Source organism: Pseudomarimonas salicorniae, assembly GCF_023156535.1.
Classification (GTDB): domain Bacteria; phylum Pseudomonadota; class Gammaproteobacteria; order Xanthomonadales; family Xanthomonadaceae; genus Pseudomarimonas; species Pseudomarimonas salicorniae.
This window is the reverse complement of record NZ_JALNMH010000001.1, coordinates 1-18,305: the sequence shown is the minus strand read 5'-3', so window position 1 is coordinate 18,305 and position 18,305 is coordinate 1. Positions and strand designations below refer to the sequence as shown.

General features: G+C 70.4%; 15 protein-coding genes. 6 read left to right on the top strand and 9 right to left on the bottom strand.

All coding sequences use genetic code 11. The annotated features are described in order from the left end of the window. Positions 1-92: 92 nt before the first annotated feature. Positions 93-1,445, top strand: a complete 1,353-nt coding sequence (locus M0G41_RS00075; protein ID WP_248203965.1) for a fatty acid desaturase family protein — start codon at positions 93-95, stop codon at positions 1,443-1,445. 40 nt (positions 1,446-1,485) lie between these two features. On the opposite strand, the gene M0G41_RS00070 is transcribed toward M0G41_RS00075, so the two are convergent. The 3 genes from M0G41_RS00070 to M0G41_RS00060 form a co-directional block, all read right to left on the bottom strand. Beyond that, entirely contained in the window at positions 1,486-1,674 is a 189-nt protein-coding gene (locus tag M0G41_RS00070; protein WP_248203962.1) for a hypothetical protein, read from the bottom strand. 26 nt (positions 1,675-1,700) lie between these two features. Beyond that, positions 1,701-2,183 carry a TMEM175 family protein gene (locus M0G41_RS00065; protein WP_248203960.1) on the bottom strand — a complete coding sequence of 161 codons (483 nt, stop codon included), beginning with the start codon at positions 2,181-2,183 and terminating at the stop codon, positions 1,701-1,703. Between the two features lie 254 nt (positions 2,184-2,437). Next, on the bottom strand, positions 2,438-3,667 hold the full coding sequence (locus tag M0G41_RS00060) for a DUF418 domain-containing protein (protein WP_248203959.1): 1,230 nt from the start codon (positions 3,665-3,667) through the stop codon (positions 2,438-2,440). Between the two features lie 631 nt (positions 3,668-4,298). Here M0G41_RS00060 and M0G41_RS00055 point away from each other — a divergent pair. After that, positions 4,299-5,333: a S41 family peptidase gene (locus tag M0G41_RS00055; RefSeq protein ID WP_248203957.1), complete on the top strand. Its 1,035-nt coding sequence runs from the start codon at positions 4,299-4,301 to the stop codon at positions 5,331-5,333. Positions 5,334-5,714: 381 nt separating this feature from the next. Here the strand turns inward: M0G41_RS00055 and M0G41_RS00050 are convergent, their stop codons facing one another. After that, entirely contained in the window at positions 5,715-6,173 is a 459-nt protein-coding gene (locus M0G41_RS00050) for an RDD family protein (protein WP_248203956.1), read from the bottom strand. Between the two features lie 185 nt (positions 6,174-6,358). On the opposite strand from M0G41_RS00050, the gene M0G41_RS00045 reads away from it, so the two are divergent. After that, a complete protein-coding gene (locus M0G41_RS00045) occupies positions 6,359-7,600 on the top strand; it encodes a PGAP1-like alpha/beta domain-containing protein (protein WP_248203954.1) in 1,242 nt (413 codons plus the stop codon). 4 nt (positions 7,601-7,604) lie between these two features. On the opposite strand, the gene M0G41_RS00040 is transcribed toward M0G41_RS00045, so the two are convergent. The 3 genes from M0G41_RS00040 to M0G41_RS00030 all read right to left on the bottom strand — a co-directional run bounded on the left by M0G41_RS00040 (position 7,605) and on the right by M0G41_RS00030 (position 11,755). Next, positions 7,605-8,315, bottom strand: coding sequence for a YebC/PmpR family DNA-binding transcriptional regulator (locus M0G41_RS00040; RefSeq protein ID WP_248203953.1), 711 nt, complete (start codon positions 8,313-8,315; stop codon positions 7,605-7,607). Positions 8,316-8,429: 114 nt separating this feature from the next. Beyond that, positions 8,430-11,186, bottom strand: a complete 2,757-nt coding sequence (locus M0G41_RS00035) for a protein kinase domain-containing protein (RefSeq protein WP_248203952.1) — start codon at positions 11,184-11,186, stop codon at positions 8,430-8,432. After that, positions 11,183-11,755, bottom strand: coding sequence for an ECF-type sigma factor (locus M0G41_RS00030; protein ID WP_248203951.1), 573 nt, complete (start codon positions 11,753-11,755; stop codon positions 11,183-11,185). Before M0G41_RS00030 ends, M0G41_RS00035 begins: the two co-directional genes overlap by 4 nt. A gap of 174 nt (positions 11,756-11,929) precedes the next feature. On the opposite strand from M0G41_RS00030, the gene M0G41_RS00025 reads away from it, so the two are divergent. Beyond that, the gene (locus M0G41_RS00025) at positions 11,930-13,546 is read left to right on the top strand and encodes an NHL repeat-containing protein (RefSeq protein WP_248203950.1); all 1,617 of its coding nucleotides are present in this window, start codon (positions 11,930-11,932) and stop codon (positions 13,544-13,546) included. 348 nt (positions 13,547-13,894) lie between these two features. On the opposite strand, the gene M0G41_RS00020 is transcribed toward M0G41_RS00025, so the two are convergent. Continuing rightward, a complete protein-coding gene (locus tag M0G41_RS00020) occupies positions 13,895-15,166 on the bottom strand; it encodes an RNA polymerase sigma factor (protein WP_248203949.1) in 1,272 nt (423 codons plus the stop codon). A 2-nt stretch (positions 15,167-15,168) separates the two neighbouring features. Beyond that, positions 15,169-15,525: a YciI family protein gene (locus M0G41_RS00015; RefSeq protein WP_248203948.1), complete on the bottom strand. Its 357-nt coding sequence runs from the start codon at positions 15,523-15,525 to the stop codon at positions 15,169-15,171. A 317-nt stretch (positions 15,526-15,842) separates the two neighbouring features. Here M0G41_RS00015 and M0G41_RS00010 point away from each other — a divergent pair, with 317 nt between their 5' ends. Both M0G41_RS00010 and M0G41_RS00005 read left to right on the top strand, forming a co-directional pair. Then, positions 15,843-17,801, top strand: coding sequence for a DUF1302 domain-containing protein (locus tag M0G41_RS00010; RefSeq protein WP_248203947.1), 1,959 nt, complete (start codon positions 15,843-15,845; stop codon positions 17,799-17,801). Positions 17,802-17,850: 49 nt separating this feature from the next. After that, positions 17,851-18,305: DUF1329 domain-containing protein (locus M0G41_RS00005; protein WP_248203946.1), on the top strand; the 455-nt coding region annotated here is incomplete at its 3' end.

Here is an 18,305-nt window from a genome sequence, read left to right as displayed (position 1 = left end):
TCCTGAGCAGGCATGCGAGAACAGTGGATCCCGGCCTCCGCGGGGACGGCGAGGCTGGCTCGGACGGTGCCCGGCCGGGATGCCTCGTCCTGATGCTTGCCACGGCCATGAAGAAGATTGCCGCGGGCCTCAACGGTGCGCTGAACCACGCCATCGCCATCACCCTGCGGATTGCCTATCGTATGCGCATGACCGCCCCCGCTCCTGCTCCCGCCTCGCGTCAGCCCTGGCGCGAGGAACCGCCCGCGCTGCATTCTTCACTGGCCGCCGTCGACCTCAGATCCTTCGGTGCCGAGCTGGATGCGCTGCACGCCCGCCTGAAGGCGGAACTGGGCGTGGAGGACCTGGTCCATCTCGCCCGCATGGCGCGCTGGGGCAGGCTGTGCACGCTGCTCGGCTACGCCAGCGCCTGGCTGTTTCCCAATCCGCTGGCGGCCTTGTTGATCGCCCAGGGCATCACCGCGCGCTGGGGCAACGTGGCACACCATGTCCTTCATCGCGGCTACGACGCCGTTCCCGGCTGCCCGCCGCGCTGGCGCAGCGGCGTGTTCGCCCGGGGCTGGCGGCGCTTCCTCGACTGGCCGGACTGGATCATTCCCGAGGCCTGGTGCCACGAGCACAACCAGCTGCACCACTACCACACCGGGCAGCGCGAGGATCCCGACCTGGTCGAGCGCAATGCCTGGCTGATCCGCGCACAGCGCGTGCCGCGTCCGCTGAAGTGGCTGATGCTCGGCGTCTTCATGCTCAGCTGGAAGGCGCTCTACTACGCGCCCAACACCCTTTGGACCCTGCGTCGCAGCCAGCGCCTGCGCGCGGCAGGGCGCGGGGACCGCGCGCCGCGGCTGGCAACCCCGGGCGAGGCCTGGCGCATCGTGGTGCCCGGCGAGCGTCTGCTCTGGCCCGGCAGCCGCGACGGGCTTGCCTACTATCTTGGCTGCCTTCTTCCCTACACGCTGTTTCGCTTCGGCCTCGTTCCCGCTCTGTTCCTGCCGCTGGGCACCTGGGCCTGGCTCTCGGTGCTGCTGACCTCGCTGATGGCCGAGGCCATGGCCAACCTGTGGTCATTCCTGATCATCGCGCCCAACCACACCGGGGACGACCTGCACCGCTTCGATGGCGGCACCCGCGGGCGCGCCGAGTTCTACCTGCAGCAGGTCAGCGGATCGGTCAACTACACAAGTCGTGGCCCGGTCTCGGATTTCCTCATGTGCCACCTCAACTACCAGATCGAGCACCATCTCTGGCCCGACCTGCCGGCGCTGAAGTACCGCGAGGCGGCGCCCGAAGTGCGCAGGATCTGCGAACGCCACGGAGTGCCCTACGTCGAGGAAAGCCTCTGGCGCAGGATCGGCAAGCTGTTCGCCATCCTGCTCGGAGACGGCTCGATGCGCCGCACCGACATGCAGCAGGATCGCGCGATGCGCGACCTCGCGCGGCCCTGAGCAAACCCGCGCGGGATCCGCCTTCGGCGGCTGCCAGTGCTCAGGCGGCGTCTGGAGGGGGCAAGGCTTTCTTGCACGCCCGACGCGTAAGCCAGGCGAAGAACGGAATCACGATGCCAAGCGGCGCGTAGACCCAGCCGGCAACGGGCTGGATGTGCGGCAGCGCAGCGGCGACCGCCGTCGACAGCAGGCCCGCCGCGAAGAGAATGCACCAGGTGCCGATCTCCACCCTGGTCTCGATCCGTTCGGCGTGGCTCAGGCCCAGGCTCTCACGGCGCCGCCAGCGTGCACGTTCAGCAGCACGATGCTCACCGACATGGCCATGAACCCCACGCCATAGATGACGAACATCCGGTTGACGTCCTCCTGCCCGGCGAGGCCGAGGGAATGGATGTCGGGGCCCACCGGCAGCCCGGTGAGGCTGGCGATGAAGCCCGAAAGCGCACTGGTCATGTAGCGGAGCGGATAGACAAAGAGCAGGACAGTGAACACCAGCAGACAGCTGAGCAGGGTGGTCGCGCTATCGTCCAGCCCGAAGCGCCGGCTCCAGCGGCGATGCGCGTTCCAGAACACCATCAGCAGGGTGGCCCCGAGCAGGAAGCCCGGCACGTGAACAAGCGTGTCACTCAGCGACTGCATGGTGGTCGGCGGATCGAGCGAGATGACCAACAGCGTCAGCGCGAACGCGAAGGCGGCATCGGTGAATGTTTCGATCCGGGTCATCTCGCGCCCGCCCACGCGGAAGTCATCCGAGTCCCGATGCGTGGGCTGAGTTGGATCGTTCATAGGCCGCAGTCTGCCCCGACGGCGCCGGAGGCGTTCTTCAGGTAGCTGCCCGGATTCTCCCAGACCCACCGAGGTCGCGGCCATCCCGGCTCCCCGACTCACCGCGCCTTGCGCTGCCCGCGGGCGCCGATCGCCTCGCATGTCTCGCTTATGGCCGACACGCGGCAGAGGGCGAAAACCATTGGCGCGTGATCAGTCCAGTCGGGTCAGACCCGCCGCATCCGCGGTCGCTGCATGTAGCTCAACGCGCGCCACAGCCACTCCAGCGGTCCGAAGAGGAAGTGGCGCATCCAGATCGGGGACCAGATCAGCTGCAGCGTCCACACCGCCAGCACCACGAGCAGCTGCTGCCAGCGCTCGACCTGGCCGAACAGGCCAAGGCCGAAGCCGTAGAAGACGAAGGTGCAGAGCAGGGACTGGGCGATGTAGTTGCTGAACGCCATGCGGCCCACCGCGCGCAGGCGCTGCTGCAGGCCGACCGCGGCCTGCGCCTGGTACAGGCGGATCACCAGCCCGACATAGGCCAGCGCCAGCGCGATGCTGCCGAAATAGTTGAACAGCGAGCCACCGAACATCGAGGCTTCCAGGCTCCAGCCGTGGCTGAAGTTCCAGTGCACGCCCCAGGCCGACAGGCTGATGCCGAGGATCGCGCCGATCAGCAGCATGCGCGTGTAGAACGCCGGCGGGCGCCTGCCGCTCAATACACCGAGTTTGTAGAGGGCCATGCCGAGCAGCATCATGCCCATGGCGCGCCAGAAGAAATGGATCGCGAACACCACGGTTTCCAGCATCAGTGCCGACTGATGACGCTGCGACTGCTGTTCGATCCAGCTGCCCTGATAGCCGCTGACCTCGGCTTGGATCTTCTCGGCCGGGGGAGCCCAGCTCTGCATCATCCCCGCCTTGGCCTCGGCGGGGATGTAGGGCATGGCCCATTGGATGAATCCGCTGTAGACCGCCGGGACCAGCAGGAAGACCGCGCTCCAGATCAGCAGCGCCCGCGGCGAGAGCCGGCGGAACAGGTAGAGCAGCAAGCCGCACAGCGCGTAGCTGTAGAGGATGTCGCCGTACCAGATCAGGTGCGCATGGATCAGGCCGAACACCAGCAGCCAGAAGGTGCGGCGGTAGTGCAGGGCGGCGGCGTGCCCCGTTTTCTCCATCGCCCGCTCGGTGAACACGCAGACCCCGGCGCCGAACAGCATGGAGAACAGCGACATGAACTTCTGGTCGGCAAGGATGTGAGTGAGCACCCAGACCCAGAGATTGACCCCGCCGAGGTCGCCGTAATTGCTCGGGTTGGTATAGGCCGGGCCGGGCATGGCGAAGACCTGGATGTTCATCAGCAGGATGCCGAGCAAGGCAAACCCGCGCAGCAGGTCAAGGCTGTCGATGCGCTCCGCGCTGGTCAGCGGTGCGGGACTGGATTCATGCGCCATGCGTCTCCCCAGAAGCAACGGTTCGCGCGGACGTTCGCATGCAGGACGGGGTCGGGCAAGAGGACATAGGGTGCGTCTTGACGCACCGCACGCCACCCCGGCGAATCGACGGGGCGGGGACCGGGACGACTGATCGACGAAGGCGCAAGAATCCCGAATCGACTGCGCCGCATCGATCGCCGCAGCAATCCCCTCCCAGCCTCTCCCTGCGCCGAACGGCGCATATAGGGTGCGTCTTGACGCACCGCACGCCCCGCCCCGCTGATCGCCGAGGTCGCGAGACCACGCAGCGCGGCCGCCGCCCGGGCCCGGGGCAAACCGCCTCCCAGCCTTCCCTTGCGCCGAATGGCGTAAGGGGAGTGCTATCGGGGTGGGTCGTGGCGTCCGCCCGCTTTACCGGCGCACACTGCCCTCCGGTCGCTGTGCGGGCGGGCCCGTATCGCCTGACCGCAGTGCCCAAATCGGGATCGCGATGCTCAATTGGGGAGCGTCATCCGAGAGCCGGTCGCCGCTGCTGCGCCGAGTGGAACGCCTTGCTCGCCGGGACGACTTAACAGTCACGTCATCCGAACTGGCATGCCTTCTGCTGAGGGCGAGGACGGCAATGTCGCCGTCTGACCGGTTCCCTTCCATGCGATCCCCCCGCTCCCTGCGTGGCCTTGCTCTCCTCCTCTCCTTCATCGTATTGCCCCTCGCCGCCGCCGAAGATGCGACCACTCGGCGCGCCGACGTTATCGAGCGCGCCGCCGTCGTGCTCGAACAGCGCTACCTCGATGCCGAACTCGGTCGGCGCCTGGCAGAGCGGCTGCGCGCCGCTGGGCGCGCCGGGGAACTCCGGGACGTTGCGGATCCGGACGTCTTCGCCGATCAGATTACCGCCCTGCTGCGCGCCACCGTGCCGGATCTGCATCTGCGGATGCGTTACCAGCCCGACCACCAGTTCGCGCCGGGTATGCAGGGCGAGGCCCGGGTGCAACGGGACGACGATGCGGGTGCGACGCGCCAGGTGATCCGCAGCGGCCGCATCGACCCGCGCAGCGTGGAAGAGCTCGCCGCCAGCAACTACGGCATCACCGGGTCACGCGTGCTCGAAGGGGAGATCGGCTATCTGGCATTGAGCCGATTCGTGCCCGCCGATCTGTCCGCCGCCAGCCTGCAGCAGGCCTTGGCCGCCTTGGGTACGGCCAAGGGCGTGATCCTGGATCTGCGCGGCAATATCGGCGGCGCACCGGATGCCGTCGCCGCCCTGCTGAGTGCCTTCTTTCCGCCGTCACCGGTGGTCGAGCTGCATGTCGCCGAGAATCGGGCCGAGAACCTGCGTGACGTGCTGATCACCGACCCGAACCGCTCGCTGCCCGGTCTGTCGCAGGTGCCGCTCTACATCCTGATCGACCAGAAAAGCGCCTCGGCGGCCGAGATGGCGGCCTACTCCGCCCGTCGCCTGGGCCGCGCCACCCTGGTCGGAGAGACCACCCGGGGTGCCGGCAATGGCGCGATGCTGCATGACCTGGGTCTCGGCTTCGCCTTGTTGATCTCGGAGTGGAGGAACCTCAGCGGCCCGGGCTGGGAGGGCAAGGGCGTGCAGCCGGATGTCGAGAGCCCCGGCCCCGAGGCGCTGGATACCGCACTGGAGCTGATCCGGCGCCAGGTCTCTGCAGCGTCCTGAGGACGGCACGACAACGCCGGCATGACGATCACCACCGGATCGATGGTGGCCGAGCTGCCTTGGAAGGAGGCGCCCGGCGGCCACGACCACGACCACGACGGTTGCAGCTTGGGCTGCAGGGATTTCTGATGGCGGATCCACTCCGGTCAGTCCGGAGCGTTGTACGCGGCGACTCGCAGAAGCCCAGCCTCGCGTGGGGCTTCCGGCTTCGCGACTCTGCCAGGGTCCTGTCCCGGAAATACATCACCAAACTCGCTCGGTCTGCGCCGCCGATGCTGCGTTGCTCGTCCTCGCCATAGCGCTGCTATGCCTCCTCCTCGCGCCTTGCCTCGCCGACGCATCCGCGTCGCGATTTCAGCAACGTACTTCCGGGACAGGACACTAGTCGTTGACCACCCGCGTGCCGCCGAACATGTCGCCGAGCCGGCGGTTCTCGCTGTCGGTGGCGATGATGATCAGGCCGACCAGGTAGAGGCCGAGGCCGTCGACGACGCGGAACAGGTTGCGTATCAGGGCAGCGCCGAAGGTCGCCGTCTGCCGGTCGGCGAGAACGACGCGCATCTTCAGCAGCATCTTCCCCGGCGTCTTGCCGAGCTTCCACTCCAACAGCGTGAACAGTCCGAACACGATCAGTGACATGTAGAGAAAAGGCATGCCGTCGACGTTTACCGTATAGCCGACGGTGGCCTCGCCAGTGCTGGTGCCGGCGCCGAAGCCGGATGCCGCGCCAAGGATCATGATAAGCACGAAGGACACGAACAGGTCGATCAGTCCTCCGCCGATGCGCTTGCCGACGCCGGCGAGATCGCTGGCGGCCGTGGGCTCGGTCGTAGTGCTCATGGTGCATCCCCTTCTCGACGAAAGTGCATGTAGTGTACGCCCGGTCCATGGCTCGCGCCGGCCGTCAACCCAGGCCGCAGCGATGTGCGGGTCGCCGCAGCGCGCCCTCGAGGGCGTACCCTGTGGGATCGTAGGCCTGTCCTGCTCTCAGGCCCCGCGCCGCTACCCAGAAAGGTCCACGCCGAATGCCGATCCGATTGAGCGCTGCCGAACTCCGTGGGATCGGGCGACTCGGCGTCGATGCGGTGCAGGAAGTGGCCAGCCTGGTCGAGGCCGTCCACGGTGGCATCCAGCGCGTGGCCACCCTGCGCGCGCTAGGAGCATCGGGCAGGCCGGACCCGATCGCCCGGCTCGCCTATGCCGGCGTGCGCGGCATCAGCGGCGCAGTGGGCTGGGTGCTGGACCGGGCGCTGCCGAGCGCGCTCTCCGGCGCCACGACCGCGTCATCGAGCGCCCAGCGGGAGGCGCTGCTCGCCGCGCTGAACGGCGTGCTGGGCGATCACCTGCAGCGCAGCGGCAATCCGCTGGCCCTGCCGATGCGCATCCAATGTCGGGGGCGGGTCCTGCCGCTGGAGGACAGCGCCGCCCTGGGCGACGCGCTGGCGACGGCAGGCCCACGCATCGCCCTGCTGATCCATGGCCTGTGCATGGCTCCGGTGCATTGGAATCGACCTGCACATGGGAGGGACCACGAAGCCCCGGTCTCGGGCCGGGCAGGGGCGGCGTTGGACCTGCCAGACCTGCTCGCTGCACAGGGCTACGAGGTGCTGCAGCTGCACTACAACAGTGGCCTGCACATTGCGGAGAACGGTGCCCGGCTTGCCACCTCGCTGCAGCGCGTGCTGGACGCCCTGCCCATCCCCGCCGATTCACTGGTGCTGGTGGGGCACAGCATGGGGGGGCTGGTGGCGCGGGCCGCCTGCCACAGCGCCGCGCGGCGAGGGCTTGCCTGGATCGATCAACCGCTCACGCTGATCAGCCTGGGCACGCCGCACCATGGCGCACCGCTTGAGCGCGCCGGCCACGGCGTCGAACGCCTGCTGGCCTCCCTGCCGCTGGTGACGCCGTTCGCACGGCTGGCGCGCCTGCGCAGCGCGGGGATCACCGACCTGCGCCATGGCGTGGTCGACGCGGCGGCCGATCCACCTGCCGCATTCCCGGCCACCGTGGCCATGCACGCGCTGGCGGCAACGCTGTCGAAGAATGCAGGGGGCGTGCGGCCACGCAGTGACGGACTGGTGCCGGTGGCCAGCGCGCTTGGCCGGCATCGCCATCCGGCGCGGGATCTGGGTGTGGAGTCGGCGCGGCAGGCTCTGGTTCCGGACTGTGGCCATATCGCCCTGCTGCAGCACCCGCAGATGCTGCGCACAGTCGGCGGATGGCTGACCGGCGGCGGGCCGCCGAAGCGGCCGCCGCAACGCGGCTGATCGATCAGCCGAACGAGGCGTTATGGAAGACGTCCTGCACGTCGTCCAGTTCGTCCAGCCAGTCGAGCAGGTCCTGCAGGGTTTCGGCGGTGTCGCCGCTGACCGCGCTGCGGTTGGCCGGGCGCATGGCGACCTCGGCGCGGTCGACCGGCAGGCCCTTGGCCTTGAGTGCCTGCTCCACGGCATCGACGGCGTCGGGCGGGCAGAGCACGATGATCGCTCCGTCCTCGCTGAACACGTCCTCGGCGCCGGCGTCGAGCGCGGCTTCCATCACCGTGTCCTCGTCGGTCGCCTCGGCGGGCAGGCTGATCTGGCCGGTGCGCGAGAATTGGAAGGCGACCGAGCCCGAGGTGCCCAGATTGCCGCCGTGCTTGGACAGCGCGTGGCGCACGTCGGCGACGGTGCGCACCGGGTTGTCGGTCAGCGCGTCGATGAGCATGGCGACGCCGCCGGGTCCGTAGCCCTCATAGCGGATTTCCTGCAGGTCGGCGCCGCCATCCGCGCCCGAGCCGCGGCGGATCGCCTTCTCGATCTTGTCCTTGGGCATGTTGGCCGACAGCGCCTTGTCCATCGCGCTGCGCAGCTTGGCATTGCCGGCCGGGTCGGCGCCGTTGCGGGCGGCCAGGGTGATGTCGCGGATCAGCTTGGTGAACACCTTGGCGCGCTTGGCGTCCTCGGCATTCTTGCGGCCTTCGATGCTGGGGCCTCGGCCCATGGGGTCACCTGTCGGGTTGTATCGGGCACGGTGCCCGGAACGGGAAAACGCCTATTGTCCGGCTTTCCGCGGTTGCGCTCCAGCCGGCCACGGCATCCCGCCGCCGGTGGGGGGTCAGGCCCGGGTGCCCGACGTGGCCGCGGCGGCCTCAAGCGCCTGCAGGCGGACGCGCTGCGGGGCGGCTGGCGCCAGTACCGGGTCGAGGATCCGCCGGGCGCGGGCCAGCAGCTCACGGGCCTCGACCGGCCGGCCCTCCGAGAGGGCCACTTCGGCGAGGTCCAGATCGATCTCGCCAAGGCCGACGAAGCGCTCGCCGCGGGCGGCCAGCAGCCGGGCCCGTGCGCCCTCGAGCTCGGCGCGGGCCCGCTGGGCCTCGCCGTCGGCAAAGGCGATCAGTCCTCGCGTACGCGCCAGCTGTGCTGCGCGCGGGCTCCCGGCTCCGCCGATGTCCTCCAGCCGTCCCTCGGCCTCGCGCATCCAGCGCAGCGCCTGGTCCCGCGTGCCGAACCGGCGTTCCCACTCCGCCAGATGCAGGCGCTGGCGGCCGCGCTCGGTGATCCAGCCGCGGTCGGGGCGCTCCCCGATCGGCATCTCCAGCCAGCGCCGCGACTCCTCGGCCTCGCCGGCCAGCATCAGCAGGCGCCCGAGGTTCTGCCTTGACTGCGGCAGCAGCGACTGCGCGTTGTCCGGGTCGGTCTCGAACACTGCGTTGGCGCGACGCATCAACGGCAGGGCCGGGGCATAGTCGCCGACCTGCTCGTAGAGCGAGGCCAGGTTCATCAGGTCGATGGCGTGCGAGGGGTCGTCGCGGGAGCCCTCGCGTGCGCCGATCTCCAGCGCAGCGCGAAACTGGTCGATCGCTTCGAGCGAACGACCGGTGTTGTAGTAGACGGTGCCCAGGGCGTTGTGGATCAGGGCCAGCTTCTGGCTGTCCCGCTGCAGCAGGCGTTCGCGATGGGCGAGGATGCGCAGGAAGACCTCCTCGGCGGCGGCGTTGTCGCCCAGGCTGTGCAGCAGATTGCCGTAGAAGCCGAGCGCGGAGACGAAGTCCGGATGGTCGCCCCCAAGTGCCGTGCCGAGGCCGGCAACGGCGCGCCGGGTGACGCTCAGCGCCTCCTCGTCGCGGCTGGCGTTGTAGAGCATCTCGCCGAGGTAGACCTCGTAGCGCCAGGCATCCAGGGACTCCGAGCCCTCCAGCTCGCGTTGCAGGGCGATCGCCTCGCGCAGCACCGGCTCGGCCTCGCGGTGGCGGTCGAGGCGGGTCAGTACCAGCCCGTGGCTGGCCAGCGCAGCGGCCAGCGCAGCCGGGTCGGATTCCATGCGCAGCAGGCCCACCGCGGCGCGGTAGTCGGCCTCGGCGTCGGCGAACCGGTGGCGCTGGTCGTGGGCCAGGGCGCGGGTGCGCAGCCAGTCGGCGCGCTCGGATGCCGAGGCCCGGTTGCCCAGGCGCAGTGCCTCGTCGGCCAGGGCGACGGCCTGCTCCGGCTGGCCGATCTGAACATAGAGCGCAGCCAGGGCGGCGCTCAGACGGGCGCGTTGGCTGCCGCTCATCGAGGCATCGGCGCGCAGCTGCGCCCGTCCGCGCGCCAGCAGTTCCGCGGGGGTGAGCGCGGCGCTGCCGCTGGTCTCGGGGTCGGCCTCCCGAAACAGGGCGGTCAGAAAGTCGGAGACGCTTCTCGCATTGGCGGCCTCGCGCTCTGCGACCGCCTCGGCACGCAGGGCGCGATTGCGTTCATCGGCCAGGCGCCAGCCGAACAGCGTCACGGCCAGCGCCAGCGCCAGCAGGCTGCCCGCCGCCACCGGGTGTCGGCGAAGCAGCTTGTTCAGGCGGTAGCCGATTCGGTCGGGGGCCGCCAGCAGGGGGCGTCCGGTCAGCCAGCGGCGGATGTCGTCGGCGAAGGCCTGGGCCGAGGGATAACGCCGATCGGGTTCAACGGCGGTGGCGCGCTGGACCAGGGTATCCAGGTCACCGCGCAGGGCGCGGGCGCGGTCCGCCGGCGCGCGACGGCTGGGCAGGGCGATGCGATCCTCGGCATCCGGTTCGGGAGGGAGGCCGGTCATCAGCTGGTAGCCGAGCAGGCCCAGTGCGTGGACATCGGTCGCGGTGCTCACGGGGCGGCCGTGGCGCTGCTCCGGGCTGGCATAGGCCGGCGTGAACCAGGGCTGGGTGGCGCCGCGTGCGGCGTCGGCGTCGAGCAGCTTGGCGATGCCGAAGTCGAGCAGCACCGGCCGACCGTCCTGGCGCAGCAGCACATTCGCCGGCTTGATGTCGCGGTGGACGATCAACCGCTGGTGGGCATAGTGCACCGCCTCGGCAACGTCGCGCAGCAGTTCCATGCGCCGGCGCAGCGGCAGGCGCTGGGCCTCGCAGGCATCGGTGATCGGCGCGCCGCGGATGTACTCCATCACCAGATAGGGCTGGCCGCCCGGCGTCTCGCCGCCATCGTAGAGGCGCGCGATACCCGGGTGTTCGAGCCCCGCCAGCACCTGGCGCTCGTGGCGCAGCTGGCGTGCGGCATCGAGCGTGCCGAAGCGGTGGATCAGCTTGATCGCGACCTGCTGCCGGAAGTCGCCGTCGGCGCGCTCGGCGAGGAAGACAAGGCCCATGCCCCCGCTGCCCAGTGGCTCGATCAGGCGCCAGGCGCCCAGCCGCGTGCCGGGCGGCGGCACCTCGCCGGCGGCGCCCAGGGCACTCTGCAGCCTGCGGGTCAGCTGGCCATCCTCCTGGTCGGCAGCCAGCATCCCGGCCAGTTCTTCGCGAAGCGCCGGATCGATGTCCAGCGCCGCCATCCAGGCCGCGCGCCCGGCGGCGGGCAGGGCAACGCCCTCCTCGAACAGCGCCTGCAGGCGCGCCCAGCGCTCGGCGTTCATGCGTCGAGGCGCTGGCGCAGCCAGGCACGGGCGAAACGCAGGTCGCGGTTAACCGTGGCCAGCGAGATGCCCAGCACCCCGGCGACCTCGGTCAGCTCGAGTCCGACCAGGCAGTGCAGGTCCACCACGTCGGCCTTGCGCGGGTCCTGCGCCCGCAGGGCCTCCAGCGCCTCGTGCAGGGCGCCGGCGTCGTCGGCCTCCGCGGGAACGAGATGTTCGACCGCGCCTAGGCTGACTCGCAGCTGGTCGCCGCCGCGCTTGAAACTGGCCCGGCGCCGGCCCTCGTCGTGCAGCAGGTTGCGCAGCGCCACCGCGACGCTGCGGAAGAAGTGCACGCGATCCTGCCAGCCGACCCTCGCGTCGAGCAGGTTGACGATCAGCTCGTTGGCCAGTTCGGTGGGCTGCAGCAGGGCGCCGCGACCATCCATGCGCAGGCGCTGCGCGGCGAGCTGGCGGATGCGCTGGTAGACCATCGACAGCACCGCGTCCGCGGCGCTGCCATCGCCCGCGCTCCAGGCACGCAGCAGCTGGGTCAGCTGTTGCTTCTCGACCGCCTGTTCTGCCGTCATGACCCTGCTTCCACCCGCTCTGGCGGCGATAATACGGCGCCGGCGGGTGCCTTGGTCGCTGCTGGCCAAGCCATCGCTGAACGGCGGATTCAGGCGTGCTGATACGCGACGCGGCAAAGCTGCGTTAGCAGCGGGGAACGGCCCTTCCCGGTGCCGGAAGAGAAAGGTTCTCCGATGCGCCCCACCCGCGATTCCGCCCCGACCCTGGCCGGCCTGTCCCAGGGCCTGACCCTGATCTCCGCTGCCTTGATGGTCCAGCCGGACCGCGCAAGGCCGGCGTCACCCGCCAATGCCGCGCCGCCGAGCCTGCCCGAGGCCGAGCGCCCACGGCCGCGGCGCGGCTTCCGCCTGCGCCGGGTCGGTGGCTACCCGCTGCTGGGCTGCTTGCTGGCCGCCCTGGTCAGCCTGCCGGTGGGGCATGCCGGGGCTGCTCCGGGCGATCTCGATCTCAGCTTCGGTGAGGGCGGCATCCTCTACGTCGGTCGCGGCGGAACCGCCGAGCGGATCAACAGCCTGCTGGCCGATGCGAATGGCGCGGTGTTCGCCGGTGGCGCGCTGCAGATCCCCTCGGGCGGGGCCGGCAGCGGCGATGACATGAGCGTGCTGCGCCTGCTCGGCGACGGCCAGCTCGACCCGGCCTTCGCCAATGGCGGCCTGCTGCAGGTAGGACTGGGAGGCGACAGCGAGTATGTCACCGCCATGGTCCGGCAGCCGGATGGGCGGATCGTCGCGGTCGGCGCCCTGGAGCCCTCTGCCAACACCGACTTCGGAGTGATCCGCTTCGACGAGGCCGGTCGCCTCGATGAGGCCTTCGGCGATGCCGACCCGGCTCGCCCCGGCCTGCGCCGCGGCCTGACCCACTTCAACATGGGACCGAACAACAGCAGCAACGACGAGGCGCGCGCGGTGGCCCTGCAGTCTGACGGCCGGATCATCGTCGCCGGCACCGGCTTTGCCGTCGATGGCAACTTCACCTACCCACGCTTCGCCATCGCCCGGCTGACCGCCGACGGTCGCCTGGACGCCAGCTTCGGCAATGCCGGTCGCGTGATCGCAGCGCCGACGCAGGCCCAGGTCAGCGAGTACGTCACCGCCATCGCGCTCGATGCCGACGGCCAGCTGTCCGGCGACGACGGCTTCGTCGTGGTCGGCTACGTCTTTGCCCGCAGCACTGCGATCGTCCGCCGCTACCTGGCCGACGGTCAGCCGGACCTGTCCTTCGGCAGCGCGGGGCAGGTGGTGTTGGTCGATGCCAACAGCGGCGGCGTGCGCAGCGGCCTGTCGCGCATCGACGATGCCGTGCTGCAGCCCGATGGCGGCATCGTCCTGCTCGGCCGCGGCGGCGACCGCGGCTTCGCCTTCCTGCGCCTGCACGCCGACGGCAGCCTGGACACCGACTTCGGCAGCCATGGCCGCACCCTGGTGAAGTTCAGCAGTTCGACCGACCACGACGAACCGGCGATGCTGCGCCTGCAGCGCGATGGCAAACTGGTGGCTGCGGGCTACGCCACCGGACGCATCGGCAACGTCTCCGGTAGCGACTTCGCCAGCGTTCGCCTGCTCGCCAATGGCCGCATCGACAGCGGTTATGGCGACGGCAGCGGACGCTCCACCTATCCGCTGGTCGAGGGCGCCGACGAGGCCCGCGCGGTGGCCGTGCTGAGTGACGGCAGCCTGCTGCTGGCCGGCTACGCCGACCGCGTCCCCGGCGCCGGCCGCGACGACGACGCAGCCTTCCTGCGCCTTCAAGGCGACCCGGGCCTGTTCGCCAACGGCTTCGAGGACTTCTGAAGCCCGGGCCGGGGACCGCATCGGGCGCGAAGCGGACGTTCGCCGGGGCTTCGGATCGGCGGGCTTTTCGTAGAAGCGGACATGGCCGCGACCGCGGAGGTTCGCTCTGGCCGCGGTCTGTGGAGAACACGTCACGCCGCGGTCGCGCCCATGTGCGCTCCTACAGTCGGGCTTCGTTGGGCGTCAGCGAAGCCCCATAGGGTGCGTCCTGGACGCACCGATACGGGCGTTCGGACGGTACGCCCGGTGCGGCCAGCCGCACCCTATGAATGTCCGGTTCGCGCCCAAGGGCACTCCCACAGAACATCGGCCCAATTGATGCATCGGGGCGAATACGAACTTCGCGCCCTATCCGGTCTGCAGCCGCTTCGCCATCAGCTCCGCCCGGCGTGCCTGCAGCAGGCGGCGCTCGTCGTCATTGCGGACCTGGGTGAGGGCGGTTTCGCAGGCGGCGAGTGCCTCGTCCTCGCGGCCCAGTCGCTGCAGCAGGGCGGAGCGGCTGGCGGGGAGCAGGTGGTAGCCCTCGAGCAGGCCGCCGGCCTCGAGCCGGTCGAGCCAGGCAAGGCCGGCCGCCGGGCCCCGGGCCATGCCCAGGGCGACCGCAGCATTGAGTTCCACCACCGGACCGGGCTGCAGCTGCAGCAGACGGCGGTAGAGGGCGAGGATCTGTGCCCAGTCGGTGTCGCCCGGCGTGGCGGCCTCGGCGTGCAGGGCGGCGATGGCGGCCTGCACCTGGTAGGGCCCGGGCTGGTGCAGGGCGAGGGCGGTCTGCAGCGCCTGCTCGCCTGCGGTGATCGCCGCTCGGTCCCACTGCTTCCGATCCTGCTCATCCAGCAGTTTCAGCGCGCCGTCGGCGCCAAGTCGCGCCGGTCGGCGGGCGTCGGTCAGATGCAGCAGGGCCAGCAGCCCCCAGGCCTCGGCAACGCCGGGCAGCAGGGCGCAGGCCAGCTCGGCAAGCCGGATCGCCTCGCGGCAGAGGTCGGGGCGGATCAGCGCCTCGCCTTCGGTCGCCGCGTAGCCCTCGTTGAACAGCAGGTAGATCACTTTCAGGACGGCCTCAACCCGCAGCGGCAGGTCGGCCGCCCTGGGCAGGGCGAAGGGAATCGCCGACTGGCGGATCTTCTGCTTGGCGCGGACGATGCGCTGCGCCGCGGCGGTGTCGCCGAGCAGGAAGGCGCGGCCGATCTCGCGCGTGCTCAGCCCGCAGACCACCTTCAGCGCCAGCGCCATGCTGGCCTCAGGAGCCAGCGCCGGATGGCAGACCTGGAACAGCAGCCGCAGGCGATCGTCATCGACCGCGCCGCCGGGGCTGGTCCCTTGCTCCAGCTCCCCGGCGGGGCAGGGCCCGGGGTCACGAAGGGTCGCGGCGTGGTCGTCCTCGAGCGGCAGCTCGCGACGGCGGCGCATGCGGTCGATCAGCAGGCGCCGGGCGACGGTCAGCAGCCAGGCCGCGGGGCGCTCGGGCAGGCCCTCGTCGGGCCAGCGCTGCAGGGCGCGCAGGCAGGCCTCCTGTAGCGCATCCTCGGCGGCGTCGAGATCGCCGCCGAGGCGCATCAGGGCCGCCCGCAGGCCGGCGCCCTCGCGGCGCAGCACCTGCTCGAGCAGCCGACCCAGCAGCATGTTCAGCCGGCCGAGGCCATGCCCAGCGGGCGGACCTCGACGGTGCCGGAGGACATGGCCGGCATCTTCCGCGCCCAGTCGAGGGCCTCGTCGAGCGTATCGACCTCGATCAGGTAGAAGCCGCCGAGCTGCTCGCGGGCCTCGGCGAAGGGGCCGTCGTGCAGGGTCGGCTTGCCGTTGGCAAAGCGCAGTGAGGTGGCGCTGTGGCTGGGTGCCAACTCCTCTCCGCCGCGCAGCACCCCGGCCTCGGTCATCGCCTTGCCGTAGGCCTCGTGTGCGGCATACACCTCACGCATGGCGGCCTCGTCCATGTCCGCCCAGGTCGACTCGTCCCCATAGATCAGCAGTGCGTACTTCATGTCGTTCTCCGTCTCGCCGCGGGATGCGGCATGGTAACGACGCCGGCCGTGGCCGATTTCGACAGCCTCTCCCGCTCCGCGCCGGGTGGAAGCGCGGCGGCGCCGGTTCAGCACTTTTCAGGTTTCTTCATTTCATTTCAAATCAGATAGATAGCGCGCCTCCCGAGCTTGAGGCGCGACGCCGGTGGGCGGCACAGTCGGCCCCACCAGGCGGTCCTGACGCGGCTCCCAACGCGTCGGCCGGGAGGGCTGCGGGCACGCTGCCTCCGTCCCGGGCCGCCTGGTCCTCCCCCTGACTGGACCCCGGACCCTTAGCCATGCCCCGATCTGCCTCTCCGACCCGGCGCGCGCCGCCGCCTTCGCCCGCCCGTCTGAGTCTCGCCCTCGCACTGGCCCTCGGCCTGCCGGCGTCTGCCGCCCAGGCCGTCGAGACGCGCTGGGGCGACTTCGACGTCAGCCTCGACACCAGCCTGTCGCTGGGCGCTGCCTGGCGCGTCGAGAGCCCCGACGATCGCCTGATCGGCAAGGCAGAGTTCGATCCCCTGCTCTCGCTGCGCATACGCGAACTGCTGGCCCGTGATCCCGCTGCCGCCCAGGCGCTGCAGGTCGCCGCGCGTGGGGCCTTCTCCGCCAACCGCGACGACGGGAACCGCCGCTTCGCCAGTGGCGATCCGATCTCCACCGCCTTCCGCATCACCAGCGAGGCGCAGCTGCGCTGGGACAGCGGCGGCGCCTTCCTGCGCGCCAGCTACTTTCACGACGCCGAGAATCAGGGCCGCCGCGCGCCCAGCCGCGAGGCCGACCGGCTGATCGGCGAGCGCGCCCGACTGCTGGATGCCTTCCTCTACCAGTCCTTCGATGCGGGCGATCAGGTGTCGGGCTCGCTCCGCGTTGGACGGCAGGTGATCAACTGGGGCGAGAGCAGCTTCCTGCGTGGCGGCATCAATGCGATCAACGCCTTCGACCTGGCCGCCCTGCGCGTGGCCGGCTCCGAGGTGAAGGAGGCCCTGCTGCCGCTGGATGCGCTCTGGGCCAGCCTGTCCTGGGGCGACCACTGGTCGCTGGAGGCGACCTGGCTGCTGGAGTTCGAGGAGGTCGAGCCCGAGCCCGCCGGCAGCTACTTCAGCAGCAATGACTTCGGCACGCCCGGCGGACGCTACGTGATGCTCGGCTTCGGCACCGTGCCCTCGCCGGTGATCGATCCCGGCCTGTACGCGGCCACCTGCCTCGGCGCCGCGGCCCGGCCGCAGGCCAGCGACCGCTTCGCCGACTACGCCAGCCGTTTCGGCGAAGCCACCGCGGCCGGGCTGATCGCCGCCGGCTGTGGCGCCTCCTTCCCCCGCGCCGAGACCCGCTCGGCCTCGGACCACGGGCAGTTCGGGCTCGCCGCGCGCTACTTCAGCGACGACCGCTTCAGCACCGAGTGGGGCGCCTACTACCTGCGCCATCACAGCCGGCTGCCGGTCCTCTCCGGCCGCGCGGTGACCTCGGCGGCGCTGTCCAGCGGACGCTACTTCCTCGAGTACCCCGAGGATATCGACCTGTTCGGACTGAGCTGGAACAGCGCCCTGCCCGGCGGCTGGGCCATGCAGGGCGAGATCAGCCACCGACGCAACCAGCCGCTGCAGGTCGACGACGTCGAGCTGCTGTTCGCCGGGCTCAGCCCGCTCAACGCCGGCCTGCCGCCGCCGCTGCGCTTCAACAGCCAGCTTGGCAGCTTCGGCTTCGGTGAGGAGATCCGCGGCTGGCGTCGTCACCGGGTCAGCCAGCTGCAGGTCACCCTCAGCAAGCTGTTCGGGCCCGACCTGCTGCCCGGCGCCGACCAGCTGGCCTTCGCCATCGAGGCCGGGGTGACCCGCGTCGGCGGCCTGCCGGATGCCGCCACCCTGCGCTACGAGGGCGAGGGCACCGACACCGGCGGCGGGCCGGACATCCTCGACGGCGCGCTGCGCAATCCGCTGACCCAGGTCGACGGCTTTCCCGATGCCACCAGCTGGGGCTATCGCGCCCTGCTGCGCGCCACCTACAACTCGGTCGGCGGCTCGCCGGTCAGCCTGCTGCCGCGGCTGGCCTTCAACCACGACGTCAGCGGCATCACCCCGGGCCCGGGCGGCAATTTCCTCGAGGGCCGCAAGGCGCTGACCCTCGGCGTCGAAGCGGTCTACCTCGACAGCTGGAGCCTGGAGCTTGCCTACACCCGGTTCTCCGGCGCCGGCACCCTCAACCAGATCGCCGACCGCGACTTCGCCAGCCTGGCCCTGAAATACGCCTTCTGAGCCGGCGCGCAGGCTCCGCACTTAACTTGTAGATGGGAGATATCGAGCAATGAAGCGAGATCACGCAGGGCGACTGGCGATGGCCATCGTCCTCTGCCTGCCCCTGGCCGCCGAGGCCAAGGTCAGCGCGGCCGAGGCGGCCAAGCTGGGCAAGGAGCTGACCCCGGTCGGGGCCGAGAAAGCCGGGAACGGCAGCACGATCCCGGCCTGGGAGGGCGGCATCACCAAGCCGCCCGCCGGGTTCACCAAGGGCGGGCATCATCCTGATCCGTTCGCGGCGGACAAGCCGACGCTGACGATCACCGCAGCGAACTACAAGCAGCATGCCGACAAGCTCAGCGTCGGCCAGCAGGCGATGTTCGAGCGCTACCCCGAGTACAGGATGCCGGTGTACCCGACGCGGCGTTCGGCCTCGTTCCCGCAGCGCATCTACGACTTCACCATGAAGAACGCCACCACCGCCGAGCTGGTGGCGGACGGCGACGGCATTGCCAACGCCGCCGA

Coding starts and splice junctions, on each gene's coding strand:
- M0G41_RS00075 (WP_248203965.1), top strand. CDS start 93: ATGCTTGCCACGGCCATGAAGAAGATTGCCGCGGGCCTCAACGGTGCG.
- M0G41_RS00060 (WP_248203959.1), bottom strand. CDS start 3,667: ATGGCGCATGAATCCAGTCCCGCACCGCTGACCAGCGCGGAGCGCATC.
- M0G41_RS00055 (WP_248203957.1), top strand. CDS start 4,299: ATGCGATCCCCCCGCTCCCTGCGTGGCCTTGCTCTCCTCCTCTCCTTC.
- M0G41_RS00050 (WP_248203956.1), bottom strand. CDS start 6,173: ATGAGCACTACGACCGAGCCCACGGCCGCCAGCGATCTCGCCGGCGTC.
- M0G41_RS00045 (WP_248203954.1), top strand. CDS start 6,359: ATGCCGATCCGATTGAGCGCTGCCGAACTCCGTGGGATCGGGCGACTC.
- M0G41_RS00040 (WP_248203953.1), bottom strand. CDS start 8,315: ATGGGCCGAGGCCCCAGCATCGAAGGCCGCAAGAATGCCGAGGACGCC.
- M0G41_RS00035 (WP_248203952.1), bottom strand. CDS start 11,186: ATGAACGCCGAGCGCTGGGCGCGCCTGCAGGCGCTGTTCGAGGAGGGC.
- M0G41_RS00030 (WP_248203951.1), bottom strand. CDS start 11,755: ATGACGGCAGAACAGGCGGTCGAGAAGCAACAGCTGACCCAGCTGCTG.
- M0G41_RS00025 (WP_248203950.1), top strand. CDS start 11,930: ATGCGCCCCACCCGCGATTCCGCCCCGACCCTGGCCGGCCTGTCCCAG.
- M0G41_RS00020 (WP_248203949.1), bottom strand. CDS start 15,166: ATGCTGCTGGGTCGGCTGCTCGAGCAGGTGCTGCGCCGCGAGGGCGCC.
- M0G41_RS00015 (WP_248203948.1), bottom strand. CDS start 15,525: ATGAAGTACGCACTGCTGATCTATGGGGACGAGTCGACCTGGGCGGAC.
- M0G41_RS00010 (WP_248203947.1), top strand. CDS start 15,843: ATGCCCCGATCTGCCTCTCCGACCCGGCGCGCGCCGCCGCCTTCGCCC.